The 13100-nt window shown below is 55.8% G+C and carries 13 protein-coding genes; 6 read left to right on the forward strand and 7 right to left on the reverse strand.

Features of this window, described 5'->3' with window-relative positions; translation table 11 throughout:
* Positions 1-6 precede the first annotated feature (6 nt).
* From SYN7336_RS13305 to dxr, 5 genes are all read left to right on the forward strand, one after another.
* The gene (locus SYN7336_RS13305) at positions 7-2244 is read left to right on the forward strand and encodes an amino acid permease (RefSeq protein WP_017326444.1); all 2238 of its coding nucleotides are present in this window, start codon (positions 7-9) and stop codon (positions 2242-2244) included.
* 61 nt (positions 2245-2305) lie between these two features.
* Positions 2306-2557, forward strand: a complete 252-nt coding sequence (locus SYN7336_RS13310) for a hypothetical protein (RefSeq protein WP_017326445.1) — start codon at positions 2306-2308, stop codon at positions 2555-2557.
* A 101-nt stretch (positions 2558-2658) separates the two neighbouring features.
* Positions 2659-2889, forward strand: a complete 231-nt coding sequence (locus SYN7336_RS13315) for a hypothetical protein (RefSeq protein WP_017326446.1) — start codon at positions 2659-2661, stop codon at positions 2887-2889.
* A 98-nt stretch (positions 2890-2987) separates the two neighbouring features.
* Positions 2988-3983, forward strand: a complete 996-nt coding sequence (locus SYN7336_RS13320; protein ID WP_017326447.1) for an energy-coupling factor transporter transmembrane protein EcfT — start codon at positions 2988-2990, stop codon at positions 3981-3983.
* A gap of 131 nt (positions 3984-4114) precedes the next feature.
* Entirely contained in the window at positions 4115-5296 is a 1182-nt protein-coding gene (gene dxr / locus SYN7336_RS13325; protein WP_017326448.1) for a 1-deoxy-D-xylulose-5-phosphate reductoisomerase, read from the forward strand.
* A gap of 90 nt (positions 5297-5386) precedes the next feature.
* Here the strand turns inward: dxr and SYN7336_RS13330 are convergent, their stop codons facing one another.
* From SYN7336_RS13330 to SYN7336_RS25850, 7 genes are all read right to left on the reverse strand, one after another.
* Positions 5387-5950 carry a Uma2 family endonuclease gene (locus tag SYN7336_RS13330; protein ID WP_017326449.1) on the reverse strand — a complete coding sequence of 188 codons (564 nt, stop codon included), beginning with the start codon at positions 5948-5950 and terminating at the stop codon, positions 5387-5389.
* Between the two features lie 106 nt (positions 5951-6056).
* Entirely contained in the window at positions 6057-7097 is a 1041-nt protein-coding gene (aroF, locus tag SYN7336_RS13335; protein WP_017326450.1) for a 3-deoxy-7-phosphoheptulonate synthase, read from the reverse strand.
* A gap of 2 nt (positions 7098-7099) precedes the next feature.
* Positions 7100-7678 (reverse strand): PAM68 family protein, encoded by a 579-nt coding sequence (locus SYN7336_RS25845; protein WP_017326451.1) that lies wholly within the window; start codon positions 7676-7678, stop codon positions 7100-7102.
* A gap of 3 nt (positions 7679-7681) precedes the next feature.
* Complete coding sequence (rpsO, locus tag SYN7336_RS13345) at positions 7682-7957, reverse strand: 30S ribosomal protein S15 (RefSeq protein ID WP_017326452.1); 276 nt, start codon at positions 7955-7957, stop codon at positions 7682-7684.
* A gap of 191 nt (positions 7958-8148) precedes the next feature.
* Positions 8149-9555: a ferredoxin:protochlorophyllide reductase (ATP-dependent) subunit N gene (locus SYN7336_RS13355; RefSeq protein WP_017326454.1), complete on the reverse strand. Its 1407-nt coding sequence runs from the start codon at positions 9553-9555 to the stop codon at positions 8149-8151.
* A gap of 54 nt (positions 9556-9609) precedes the next feature.
* Complete coding sequence (bchL, locus tag SYN7336_RS13360; protein ID WP_026100975.1) at positions 9610-10449, reverse strand: ferredoxin:protochlorophyllide reductase (ATP-dependent) iron-sulfur ATP-binding protein; 840 nt, start codon at positions 10447-10449, stop codon at positions 9610-9612.
* Positions 10450-10837: 388 nt separating this feature from the next.
* Complete coding sequence (locus SYN7336_RS25850) at positions 10838-12112, reverse strand: recombinase family protein (protein ID WP_017326456.1); 1275 nt, start codon at positions 12110-12112, stop codon at positions 10838-10840.
* A gap of 143 nt (positions 12113-12255) precedes the next feature.
* On the opposite strand from SYN7336_RS25850, the gene SYN7336_RS13370 reads away from it, so the two are divergent.
* Positions 12256-13020: an MlaE family lipid ABC transporter permease subunit gene (locus SYN7336_RS13370; RefSeq protein WP_156820144.1), complete on the forward strand. Its 765-nt coding sequence runs from the start codon at positions 12256-12258 to the stop codon at positions 13018-13020.
* Positions 13021-13100: the final 80 nt, after the last annotated feature.

A 13100-nucleotide genomic window follows, 5' to 3' on the forward strand; every position in this document is an offset into this window, starting at 1 on the left:
CAGTTCATGAAATTTCCGCTCCCTCGGTGGCGATCGCCCTCCGCCAGCCCTGCAAGCAGCGACACTGCCACCACCGCTGGTTTAGGCGCATTTGGTGGCGTTTACACCCCCTCTATCCTCACCATTCTGGGCGTGATCATGTATCTGCGCTTCGGCTGGGTCGTGGGTAACGTGGGGCTGCTCGGCACTTTGGTCATCGTCACACTGTCCACCTCGATTACGTTTTTGACCTCCCTCTCCGTCTGCGCGATCGCCACCGATCGCGTGGTGCGCGTCGGCGGTGCTTACTACATGGTCAGTCGCGCCCTCGGCATCGAGACCGGCGGAGCTGTGGGAATTCCCCTTTATTTCGCCCAAGCACTGTCGGTGGCCCTCTATACCATTGGCTTTGCCGAAAGTGTGACCCTCTCGTTTGGCAATCTCAATTTGACCCTCGTTGCCCTCGTAACAACCCTAGCAGTTGCAGTCTTGGCCCTCACCTCTGCCGAAGCTGCCATTAAAGCACAGTACGCGATTATGGCAGCGATCGCCCTTTCCCTAATCTTGCTGGTATTCGGCCATCCCCTCGACCCTACTGAAACGACGAGTGCTGTGGCTGTGGGAGTGACGGAGACAACCTCGTTTTGGCGCGTGTTTGCCGTGTTCTTTCCCGCCGTCACCGGCATTATGGCAGGGATTAATTTGTCTGGCGATCTGAAAGACCCCAGCCGTGCCATCCCGCTCGGAACCCTCGCTGCAGTGGCTACGGGATACGTTATCTACCTGATTGTGCCGATTGTTTTGGCTGCGCGGGTAGACACAGCGACGCTCATTGCCGATTCGTTGGTGATGCGCCGGATTGCGGCATGGGGACCGGCCATTTTACTGGGGGTTTGGGGGGCGACCCTGTCCAGTGCGATCGGTAGCCTGTTGGGCGCACCGAGGGTATTGCAGGCGCTGGCCCGCGATGGCGTATTGCCTCGCTGGATGCGGATCTTGGGGACGGGCAGTGGCCCGAACGACGAACCTCGCATCGGCACGATGGTGACACTGGGGGTGGCCCTAGCTGCGGTGAGTATTGGGGATTTGAATGCGATCGCCCCCGTACTGACAATGTTTTTTCTCACCACCTACCTCGTCCTCAACGTGGCTGCCGGGATTGAAGGGTTTGTCCAAAGCCCGTCCTTTCGGCCCACATTTCCGGTGGCCTGGTGGCTGTCACTGTTGGGGGCAGTGGGCTGCATTATCGTGATGCTGGCGATCGATCCGGCAGCTACCGTGGTGGCCGCAACGATCGTTCTGGTCATTTACTTTTGGCTGCAGCAGCGATCGCTCATCGCCACCTGGGGAGATGCTCGCAATGGCTTGCGGCTGGCACTGCTGCGGGAAGGCATTTTCCAGCTCGACCCTGCTGCCGAAGATCCCCGCAGTTGGCGCCCCAATATCTTGGCCTTGACCGGCACACCTAAAAAAAGATGGGCGCTGGTGGAGTTTGCCGATGCGTTGGTCCACAATCGCGGCTTCATTACGATCGCCAGCATTTTGCCGAGTGGGTCGCGGGATGCGGCCCAAAAAACCAATATGGAAAGTACTATCCGGGATTATTTGGAGAAGCGGGGGGTGCAAGCACTGGTGCGGGTGATTGCCGCTCCCGATCCCTTGGATGGAGCGCTGCAACTGGTGGAAGCCTACGGTATCGGTCCGCTGGTGCCCAACACGGTGGTGCTGGGGGCCAATGGAGAGCCCGATCGCCGCGAGCGCTATTGTCAAACGATCGCCGATATTCATTGGGCGGGGCGAAGCGTTGTGGTGTTGCGGGAAAATGAAGCGCGCGGTTTTGGCCGCCGCCAGAAAATCGACGTGTGGTGGCGGGGCTTGCAGGGCAATGGCGCTCTGATGCTATTGCTGGCGGATCTCTTGCGCAACGACGTGGCTTGGCGCAACGCCGAGATTTGCCTCAACCTAGTGGTTGCAGATGAAAATGCAGCTCAATCGGCAGCGGCCAATTTGGCCGACTTGATTCGACAGTTGCGGGTGAGCAGGGCGCGATCGCAGGTGGTGGTGGCCGAAGGGCGATCGTTCGACACAATTTTGGCTGAGACTTCGCGCCATGCAGACCTGGTCTTTTTGGGCATGGCCCAGCCAGACGAGTCGTTTGCCGAACGGTATACCGAGCTAGAGGAACGCGCTGCGCAATTGCCAACCACAGTCTTCGTTTTGGCCGATCCAGATTTTGCCTTTCAAGACATCCTGTCAGCTCAGTAATCTGGTTGGAGGGGCTAGGATAACTGCAGAGAAGCACTAGAGAGCTGGAGGAGAGCCCGAGATGAGTCCAGAAACCGAAGCTGCGTTTGATACAGTTGGCAAGCTCCTAGTACAACTGACTGAAAGGCAAACAGCAACTTCCACCCTGATTGGCCAAGTCGCACAATTACAAAAAGAGCACGAAGAAGCTAACCAACGAGAATTTGAGCTTGTCCGGCAGGAATTTGGGCTTGTTAGGCAGGAATTGGCTGAATTGCGCCAAATCGCTGACAGCAATGCTCGCTCTATTCAAGCAATCTCGCAGCAAGATTAATCCAAAGCTTGCCTTGCAAGACATCCTGTCGGCTCGTTCATCCGAGTGCAGGGACTAGGATGGCGGTAGAGAAGAGATGGGGAAATGGAGGGGAGTCTGAGATGAACCCAGAAACACAAGCTGCGTTTGAAATGGTTGGCAATCTATTGGTGCAACTGACTGAAAGGCAAACGGCAACTTCCAACCTGATTGGCCAAATCGCACAATTGCAAAAAGAGCACGAAGAAGCTAACCAACGAGAATTTGAGCTTGTCCGGCAGGAATTGGCTGAATTGCGCCAAATCGCTGACAGCAATGCTCGCTCTATTCAAGCAATCTCGCAGCAAAATTGATTTGAACAGCAAGGACTGGGATGATGCCAACCGCGTGCCTGCCCGCCAACCCCTTGTTACGGTAAACATGAGTCCTGCTACCCGGTAATGCCCCAGCGATGGTCGATCTCCTGCGCAACGTCCCGTTAGGCACCTATCTGGAATCGCCCGTCACGTGGCTGCACCGTCTCGATCCCCGCGTTAAATTTGTTTGGCTTGTCAGTATTTTACTCAGTCCCATCTTGGCCGATGGCTGGTGGCGGTTAGCGGTGGTGGCCTTTCTCGTTCTGCTCACCTGGGGGTCGCAATTGCCCTGGCGCGTCTGGCGAGGTCAGTTGGGCATCGCTTTAGCCATCGCCCTCTTCGCCACTCTCCTCACCGCCTTTGCTCCCGAGGCGTTAGGCGTTCGTTCCGAGCCAGTGCGGCCCGCTGCCGAAATGGCTTACGGACTGCTCTTGCCCTTAGCGGAGTCCGCAGTCACCGCCGATCCGAGCGACACAGCCGCAACCGCGCCTGCAGAGATAGAGCGCCTGCGAGTCGTGGATTGGGAGCAATTGCCACAACCGACCCGCTACCGCTACGAGCTGCTGACGATACCGCCAGTGCTGGGACGAGAACTGCGGATCTCGCGGCGATCGCTGGCGATCGCTATTCGCCTCGCCACCCTCATTTTCACGCTGCTCTACAGTACGTCCCTATTTTTACTCGCCACTGCCCCTGAAGAAATCACCGAGGCGATCGCCTTTTTCTGCGCGCCTCTGCGCCCCCTCAAAGTGCCGGTAGCCGAAATTGTCTTAACTCTGACCTTAGCCCTGCGGTTTTTGCCTCTGGTGCTAGAAGAAGTGCAAAACATCGCTCGGGCCGTGCGCACCCGCGACATTCACTGGCAGGGATTGGGCTTAAAGGGGGGCGTAAAATTGGCCCTCTCTTTGGTGGAAAGGGTGCTGCAAAATCTGTTGATTCGGGCAGAACAAACCGCCTCGGCCATGCAAGTGCGAGGCTATCTCGGACCGGAGCTTGCGGTTCAGTGGCACGTACTGAAAATGCAAAGATTCGATTGGGCGATTTTAGCGGGCGTTCCCCTGTTTTGGGCCTGCCGCTTGCTCCTGTTTTAGCCAAACCTACCCCACTGACAGAGCATTTCCCTGGCAGGATTGTTGCAGAATACTGCCGCTACAACTCTACAGTCGAAAGAAACCGTAAAGTCTGGTGTAAAGTGTGGGTGGTTTGCCCCCTGCTAGATTTTATGAAAGCGATTACTCTTCTCGGTTCGACCGGTTCGATTGGCACCCAAACCCTCGACTTGGTGGCCCAATACCCCGATCGCTTCCGCATTGTTGGCTTGAGTGCCCACAACAACATCGCCCGATTAGCCGAGCAAGTCCGGCAATTCAAACCCGAAATTGTGGCCATTTCCAATCCCGATAAGTTGGGGGAACTAAAAGACGCGATCGCTGGCTGCGATCCTTCGCCGCGCTTGCTGGCAGGCAGTGAAGGTGTGTGCGAGGTTGCGGCCTACGGCGATGCCAACTTAGTGGTGACCGGCATCGTGGGATGTGCGGGGTTGTTACCCACGCTGTCGGCGATCGCCGCTGGCAAAGATATCGCTCTGGCCAATAAAGAAACCCTCGTGGCAGGCGGTCCGGTCGTTCTGCCAGAGGTGAAAAAGTACGGCATTAATCTGGTTCCCGTCGATTCCGAGCATTCAGCGATTTTTCAATGCTTGCAGGGGGTTCCCGCAGGGGGCTTGCGGCGCATTATCTTGACGGCCTCCGGCGGCGCTTTCCGCGATCTGCCCATTGATAAGCTGTCTTCTGTGACCTTGGCGGATGCCCTCAAACATCCCAACTGGGTCATGGGACGCAAGATTACGATCGATTCCGCCACCCTGATGAATAAAGGGTTAGAGGTGATTGAAGCCCACTGGTTATTTGGCGGCCTCGACTACGACAACATCGATATTGTGGTGCATCCCCAAAGCATCATTCACTCTCTCATCGAGCTGCAGGATACGTCAGTCATTGCGCAGTTGGGCTGGCCCGACATGCACCTACCTATCCTCTACGGCATTAGCTGGCCGGAACGCATCTACACCGACTGGAAACCGCTGGATCTGGTGGAAGTCGCCTCTCTCACTTTCAAGGCCCCCGACCACCGCAAATATCCCTGCATGAAGTTGGCCTATGCTGCCGGACGGGCTGGGGGCACGATGCCTGCAGTCTTGAATGCGGCCAATGAAGCGGCGGTGGCCCTGTTCCTGAACGAGCAAATTGGCTATTTAGATATCGCTCGCTTGCTCGAAGCAGTGTGCGATCGCCACAACACCATCGCTCAGCCCAGCCTAGACGATATTTTGGAGGTAGATGCTTGGGCTCGCCGGATTGCAAAAGAACAGGCTGGTCTCTCGAGTGCAACTGTCGCGGTTTGAGTGGAGTCAAGGCGGAGGCGATCGCATGCTCGAGCCTTTATGCACGCAGTTCCATGTAGAGATGGGCAGTAGCCAGTTTCGCTTGCACTCTCAGACATCCTTGCCGACAAACAGTCTCTCAACCGAAATCTCAATCTCGGGGAAGGCCAGCGGAGAAACCGTGCCGCATTGCTGCATCACCTTTGAAGTGTAATCCCCATCGACGGGCTCGCGGTGAATCCACAACTGCCGCTGTTCTACATCCAAAACCCAATACTCTCCGATACTATTCCTGGCATACATCTCGGCCTTCCGGCCCAAATCAAGGGCAACCGTAGTTTTCGACACTTCAACCACCCAATAAAAATCCTCCGATCGCGGCAATCTCTCCATATAAATCGTCCCCAGCGGGGCCACTACCGCCACATCCGGTTCGGGCTCCGACCCATCGGCGGATAACTCGATCGGGCCGGGGGGAAGCACCTGGGCGCGATCGCCTAAAAGTTGTTTCAAGTAATCCAAAACTGAGGCATTCGTGTAGCGGTGGAGGGGGCCTTCTGGGGCCATTTCAACAATGTCTCCGCCAATGAGTTCGACTTTGCGTCCGGCTAACACGCCCGCCTCGATCGTGCGGTGGTAGTCCGTCAGAGACCACTTCGCCAGCGTCAAGCCCATTTTGCCTGCCCTACCGCGACAGCATTGCAATCATTTTATCGCGCTAGCTCATCCGACAATCGGATTGCGGACCGTTCCTCAATTTGTCTGCGAGCCCACCGACTCTTTAGGCGTAGTCGCGACCGACGATGCGGGCCACAGGCTCGAGCTCGTCCATCAGCGTGGAAAAAGCTGAAAAGGTCAGCGATTGCGGCCCATCCGACAGCGCTTTACTGGGATCGGGATGCACCTCGATCATGAGCGAATCTACATTCAGAGCTACCGCCGCCTTGCTCGTAGCAGGCACAAACTGCGACTTGCCCGTACCGTGGCTGGGGTCGATGACAATGGGTAAGTGGGTTAGCGATTGCAAGACTGGAACCGCCGAGAGGTCTAAGGTATTGCGGGTGTATTTGCTGTCAAAGGTGCGAATGCCCCGTTCGCACAAAATCACATTGGGATTGCCCGCCGCCAACACGTATTCGGCAGCCATCAGCCATTCGTCAATGGTTGCAGACGGTCCCCGCTTCACCATCACGGGCTTAGACTGTTGGCCCACCTGCTTGAGCAGGGCAAAGTTTTGCATATTGCGAGCGCCCACTTGCAGGATGTCGGCCACAGCAGCAATGCGATCGATATCGGCAGTATCCATCACCTCGGTGATAATGCCCAGGCCAGAGGCTGCGCGAGCTGCCTCCAAAAGCTCTAAAGCACTTTCGCCGTGCCCTTGAAACGAATAGGGAGATGTGCGGGGCTTGTAAGCTCCTCCCCGCAATAGCTTTGCCCCAGAAGCCCCGACACTCTTGGCAGTGGCCACAATCATCGCTTCATTTTCCACCGAACAAGGCCCTGCCATCACCACCAGTGGGTGGCTGCGGCCAAAATGAACGGGGCCGTTAGGGGTTGCGACCGTAACCGTGGTCGATTCGCCGTTGTGAAACTCTAAACTAGCCCGCTTATAGGGTTTTTCGACCCGCAGAACCTGCTCGATAAAGGGGCTCAACTCTTGAATGCGGGCTTCGTCCAAACTGGCCGTATCGCCCACTAAACCGATCACAATTTTATGGGTGCCGACAATTTTCTCGGGCGTTAGCCCCCAACCCTCAAACTCAGTCGCGAGCTCCTCGATAACATCCGTCGGAGCCCCAGTTTTCATGACAACAATCATGCCTACTCTCCTTCAGTACTGGCTTGGCGTTGGGCCTGTCTGTATTCTCGCCACTGCTGAAAGAGAAGCACCACATTAAGCCGAAATTCTTCAAAGCCGAGCCAAGAGCCTGCCCGCTCGGGCTCCCAAGAGGCAGAGAGGACACCGTAGGTGATTCCGACAAAGCCAATGCCAAATAAGGAAAGCGTTTCGACAAAGGTGAACCAGCTCGGCAGCTCCAAAATATGCTCGACCAGCAGGTAGTAATTGATAAAAAAGGCCGAGAGGCCCAGCGCGCTGGGCACGCCCGCCATCCAGGCGACGCGGCGCACCATGCGTTGACTCACCTCGGGGGGAATGTAGTTGGAGGCTTCGGTCGAAGATTGGCTGCGGGCCGCTCGGGTCTTCTGATTTCTCCTACGATCGCCTCCCGCCGCCTGCTTAGCCACTTTAGACCGGCGAGTTTTGGCTGATTTAGAGCCAGACTGATTCTTAGAGCCAGACTGATTTTTCAGGCCAGACCGATCGCCCGTTCCAAACTTGAACCCCTTCGGAGAGGGGTTGGGGTCAGACGGCGGTTTCGAAGACTTGCGGGAAGCCATAATCTACTTTTTGACCCGAATGTTGAGACGCTTGGTGATTTCGAAATAGCGCTCGGGAGACTCAGCTTGGATATAGCCCAACAGGCGCTTGCGCTTGCCGATGATGGTCATCAGGCCGCGACGGGAGGCGTAGTCTTTGGGATTGGCTTGCAGGTGGGTGGTGAGGGAGTTGATGCGATCGGTGAGCAGGGCCACTTGCACCTCGGGAGACCCAGTGTCAGTCTCGTGTACCTGATATTCAGAGATAAGTTCTTGTTTGCGCTCTTGCAGCAATGCCATGGGTCTCGTCGGGTTACGAATTTAATGCACAAACTATGCTAACACTTGACTTGCGATAGGGGTGAAAGAATTTTTGGGGTGTCGGGGCGATCGCAGCGGGGGCGATCGCGTCGCGGCTAAAAAAAGCAGCCCCAAGGCGGGGCCGCAAGCAACGTAAAGAATGAGAGAACGATCGAGCGGAGAGACGGTTGCTAAACCCGCGCAACCTCTTCCTTCACCATTGAGGTCCAACCCAATTGGTCCAAACTGGCATTGCGACGGATCGGTCGCGTCAGAGTTTCCAGCATTTCTTTGACATTTGAGAAGCCGTGGATTTGGGCAAACGTAAACTCTACAGACCATTTGGTGGTAATGCCGCGAGCTTCGAGCGGATTTGCATGGGCCATGCCGGTGATGACTAAATCGGGCTTGTCTTGCTTGATGCGCTGCAGTTGATTGTAGTTATCGGGTTTTTCCACAATGTTGGGTTTGGGCACCCCCATTTCTTCGCAAGCCCGCTCCAGTGCTTCCAACTCCGATTTTTGATAGCGCTTGTCCATGTAAGGAATGCCAATTTCTTGGATGGTGGCTCCGCAGCGCACCAAGAAGCGAGCCATCGACACCTCTAGCAAGTTATCCCCCATAAAGAAGACAGACTTGCCTTTGAGCAGGCTGACGTACTCCTGTACCTGCGGATGGTTCCAGATTTCAGCCTCGCGCTCGTCTAGTCCTTGCGGTTCCACGCCCAGCGACTGGCAAATGGCCTCGACCCACATGCGGGTACCGTCGGGGCCAATCGGGAATGGGGCATTAATCAGCTTGCATTTGCGCCGACGGGCCAAATAGGATGCCGTTCGACTCAGGAAGGGATTGATGCCGACAACATGGGTATCGGGGGTTAACGCGGGCAGTTCGCCAAATCGACTGGCGGGCAGCCAGCCAGACACTTTAATGCCCTGTTTTTTCAGCTCTAGCGAGATTTGGGACACGACAGAATCGGTGACAGACCCGAAAATGACCAGAGGTGCGTGCTGTTTGAACTCGCTCTCGCTGCTGTCGACCTGAGACTTTTTGCCGAGGTTGAGCAAGCTGGATAGGCCGCCGCGCTCTTCGGGGGCTTCGCTGGCAGGGGCTTCGCTGGGGCAGCGGGCTGCCATTGCCGCCAATACTGTATCTTCCCCTTGGGTGAAGGCGTAATCGAGACCGTTGGCGCGGGCCACCACAATCGGAATGCCGATTTCAGCTTCCAGTTTGGGGGCAATGCCTTCCAGATCCATCTTGATGATTTCGGTGGTGCAGGTGCCAATCCAGACAATCACGGAGGGATTGCGATCGCGCTTGATATCCAAACACAATCGCTTCAGCTCTTCGTAGTCATTTAATTTGGCGCTGATATCCCCCTCTTCCAGCTCTGCCATAGCGTAGCGGGGCTCGGCAAAAATCATCACCCCCATCGCGTTCTGCAAAAAATAGCCGCAGGTTTTAGTGCCGATGACGAGGAAAAAGCTGTCTTCGATCTTTTGATAGAGCCAAGCAACGCAGCTAATGGGACAGAAGGTGTGATAATTGCCCGTTTCGCATTCGAAATTGAGGGAATTGGGAGCTGTGGAAGCAGTCATGACAGAGCAGAATCCTTAAAGCTTCAGGTGACGATTGGGATTTGAAAAACGCCGTTAAACCAGAGCGGCAGCACCCGTAGCGACGGTGTTGTAGGAGTCGGAGAGAAGGGTGAACAGATCGCGATCGGGGGCTTCGTCGGGGACGATGCCTTCCGGTTGGGCCAATAGGTGATCGGCGATGTTGAGGTAGTGCTGGCAGACGGCCTCTAGGCTGGGATCGCTTTCAGCCAGCTCGAAGATGGTTTTGCCTTTGACGCGGGAGACGCGAATGTCTTCGATCAGGGGCAACACTTCTAGGACGGGCATAGGAACGCGGGAGATGTAAGTGTCGATGAGGTCGCGCTTAGAGGTGCGGTTGCCAATCAGTCCGGCGAGTCTGAGGGAGTGGGTGCGGGCTTTTTCGCGCACGGAGGCCGCAATGCGGTTGGCTGCAAACAGGGCATCGAAGCCGTTATCGGTGACGATCGTGCAGTAATCGGCATAGTTCAGAGGGGCAGCAAAACCGCCACAAACCACGTCACCCAAGACGTCAAATAGGATGACATCGTATTCGTCAAAGGCATTGAGTTCCCGCAGCAGCTTGACGGTCTCGCCGACCACGTAGCCGCCGCACCCGGCACCGGCAGGGGGGCCGCCTGCTTCAACGCAATGGACGCCGCCATAGCCTTCGTAAATAACGTCTTCGGGCCAGACGTCTTCGTAGTGGTAGTCCTTCTCTTCGAGGGTGTCGATGATGGTGGGAATGAGAAAGCCCGTCAGGGTGAAGGTGCTGTCGTGTTTGGGATCGCAGCCAATTTGAAGAACTTTTTTGCCCCGTTTGGCGAGGGCTGCCGAAATGTTGCAACTCGTGGTGGATTTGCCGATGCCACCTTTGCCGTAGACTGCCAGTTTCACAGATCGTTCTCCTTGCCAAACTTGAATAGACCAATTTTGAGGTATCGGGGAGGATTGGGGCTGAACTCCTACCGACTCTTTCACAGAGCTTAAAAGAATGCGATCGCAGCTCTCGACACCTGAGTTCGAGGCTCTGCATGGCCCTCACCCCCGGCCCCTCTCCCTAGGGAGAGGGGAGAAACAGCTGTGGAGGCTTGCTGGTCTTTCCTGGGCTCAAAGTTATGGCTGACGCCATGCTTTGCGAGGGGGGAAGGGGCTAGGGGATGGGGGCCAGACAGTTGTCGAATTGATGTTCTCAACAAGCTGTTCGACGCATTCGCCAACTGAATGCTAAATCGAACTCCCGCCCGTTCAAAGGGTCGATCTGGGCTCCAAACAATAAATCAGATCAAAAGAAAAACTGTATGTCTAAATTCATATCCGCATCAATACCTATTTGCCTGATGAACTCGCGCAGATAAGACCGCTGCTCCGGTTCGGTTAAATCCAGCCAGAAGGACTCGATGGAGAGGGTCTGGGCGATCGCCGCTAGGTTTTCTGGGGGGAGCTGTTCGAGGGTTTGGTTGAGGGCGGCATTTTCCCCTTCGAGGCGGTAGCGCTGCAGTTGGTCTCGGAGATCGAGGGGGGCGATCGCAGAATTTTTAGAATCGAAACTGTTAAGAATGCTTTCATTTGCTTTCAGTTGCAAATCTATACATTTTTTCAGCTCTGCCACTGGCGTTTGACTGAAGTTAGCCGTTTTGGCGGGCAATTGCTGGCAGACGATTTTCACGGTGGCCTGCAAGACTCGGTCGTAGTCGTGGCTGTAGCGACAGCGATCGCACCTCAGATATCGATACACTTTCTGCCGCTGTTTCTGGGTCGCTTGCACAATTCGCAGGGGCTGCTGACAGGTTTGGCAGATCGCTAATCCCGCTAGCGCGCGGGGAGCACTGGCGGAGCGGCGGGAGATTTGCCGGTTGCGGCGCATCCAGCGATCGATCTGGGCAGCCTCTTCGCGCGACAGCAGGGCTGGGTGGGTATCTCTCAAGGTGACGCCATCTTTAAACGTCAGATCCCCCCGATAGACTGCCGATGTCAGCCAGCGACGAGCCGTACTGATGGAGACAGTCTCGCCTCTTTCCACCTGTAAAGACTTAACGGCTCCCCGAATGGAACCAAACAGCAAAAAATTGTCGAAGAAGGTCCGCACGATTGCAGCGCGATCGCCCTCTAATTGGTAGACATCTCCCTGTCGGCAATAGCCAAACGGCGCGGGTCCGGGGGGTGGCTTGCGCTGCAGGCGACTGAGGGCGTGTCCTGCCGAGATCTGGCGGCTCTTGAGTTGCAGGGGCAGGCCAGCGAGCCAGGTTTCAACAGCAGTTGCGTCTCGGGAGGTTTGCACCCCATTTTTGTCTACTACCCACACTTCCACAGCGCGATCGCTCCAGGCTTGCAGTTGTTGAGCAACTTGCGTCACCGTATCCCCCAACTCCGCCACACTCAACAGGAGTAAGGCGGAGTCTTCTGCCGTTCCAGAGAAGTATTCGATCGCGCGGGTGTAATACTGGCGATCGCCCAAATCCACCCACACCTGTTCCGCCCCCGCATTCAGCAACTGCTGCCGCTCGGCATCGGAGGGGGGTAGGGAGATGGGTCGGTAGATGTAGCCCAGTTTTGGCACGAACGTTCCCCTGAAACCCACAGCGATCGGCCGATCGCCGAGCTAGTCATGCCTAGCGTTGTGTGGATCTTATCTGTAGACTGCTAGCGAAGCCGTCACGATTGATAGTGGTTGGCCGGTTGAGGAATGTTGGCAAAGCAACAGTGAACTGGTTCTCGAGATTTCTAGAAAGTATTTTGCTGACTGGTCAGGTGGTGCTGCGCCTCTTTCACGGGCGTTTGTATCGGCGCAATACAGTCGAGCAACTTTCGCTGGTGGGAACCGAGTCTTTGCTGGTGGTACTGATTACGGCACTCGTAATTAGTGGCGTGTTTACGATTCAGGTGGCGCGGGAATTTATTAACTTTGGGGCCTCTTCGGCGATCGGGGGGGTCTTGGCGCTGGCCTTGGCTCGCGAGATGACGCCTGTGCTGACTGCGGTGGTGGTGGCCGGTCGGGTGGGGTCGGCATTTGCGGCAGAACTGGGCACGATGGAGGTGACGGAACAAATCGATGCCCTGCGGGTCTTGCGCACGAATCCGGTGGAATATTTGGTGGTTCCCCGCGTGATTGCCTGCGCCCTGATGGTGCCGATTTTGACGGTTATTTCCCTCATTACCGGTATTTTGGGAGGATTGTTGATTTGTGTCAGTCGTTACGGCTTAACGGCCAGTAGTTTTCTCAATTCCGCCCAAAACTTTTTAGCGGGTTCGGACTTAATTTTTTCTGTCATTAAGGCATTTGTGTTTGGAGTTGCGATCGCCATTATTGGTTGTAGTTGGGGGTTGACTACTACAGGCGGGGCTAAAGGTGTGGGACGCTCCACTACGGCTGCAGTTGTGACTGCCCTACTGACTATTTTTATTGCCAATTTTTTCATGTCTTGGCTCTTCTTCCCCGGCACGGGCTCCTCGGTCAATATGCTGTAAGCTCTGCCTCGGAACTCCTGTCTCTAATTTTTTTGCGATAAATATTGGCATACAGTCAACCGTAGAGCTCGGAATATTGG

Origin of the sequence: Synechococcus sp. PCC 7336 (assembly GCF_000332275.1) — a bacterium.
In the GTDB taxonomy this organism is placed as follows: domain Bacteria; phylum Cyanobacteriota; class Cyanobacteriia; order Thermostichales; family PCC-7336; genus PCC-7336.

Bases quoted from the DNA above. Each gene is read 5' to 3' on its own strand.
- SYN7336_RS13305 (WP_017326444.1), top strand. From the start codon at position 7: ATGAAATTTCCGCTCCCTCGGTGGCGATCGCCCTCCGCCAGCCCTGCA.
- SYN7336_RS13310 (WP_017326445.1), top strand. From the start codon at position 2,306: ATGAGTCCAGAAACCGAAGCTGCGTTTGATACAGTTGGCAAGCTCCTA.
- SYN7336_RS13315 (WP_017326446.1), top strand. From the start codon at position 2,659: ATGAACCCAGAAACACAAGCTGCGTTTGAAATGGTTGGCAATCTATTG.
- SYN7336_RS13320 (WP_017326447.1), top strand. From the start codon at position 2,988: ATGGTCGATCTCCTGCGCAACGTCCCGTTAGGCACCTATCTGGAATCG.
- dxr (WP_017326448.1), top strand. From the start codon at position 4,115: ATGAAAGCGATTACTCTTCTCGGTTCGACCGGTTCGATTGGCACCCAA.
- SYN7336_RS13330 (WP_017326449.1), bottom strand. From the start codon at position 5,950: ATGGGCTTGACGCTGGCGAAGTGGTCTCTGACGGACTACCACCGCACG.
- aroF (WP_017326450.1), bottom strand. From the start codon at position 7,097: ATGATTGTTGTCATGAAAACTGGGGCTCCGACGGATGTTATCGAGGAG.
- SYN7336_RS25845 (WP_017326451.1), bottom strand. From the start codon at position 7,678: ATGGCTTCCCGCAAGTCTTCGAAACCGCCGTCTGACCCCAACCCCTCT.
- rpsO (WP_017326452.1), bottom strand. From the start codon at position 7,957: ATGGCATTGCTGCAAGAGCGCAAACAAGAACTTATCTCTGAATATCAG.
- SYN7336_RS13355 (WP_017326454.1), bottom strand. From the start codon at position 9,555: ATGACTGCTTCCACAGCTCCCAATTCCCTCAATTTCGAATGCGAAACG.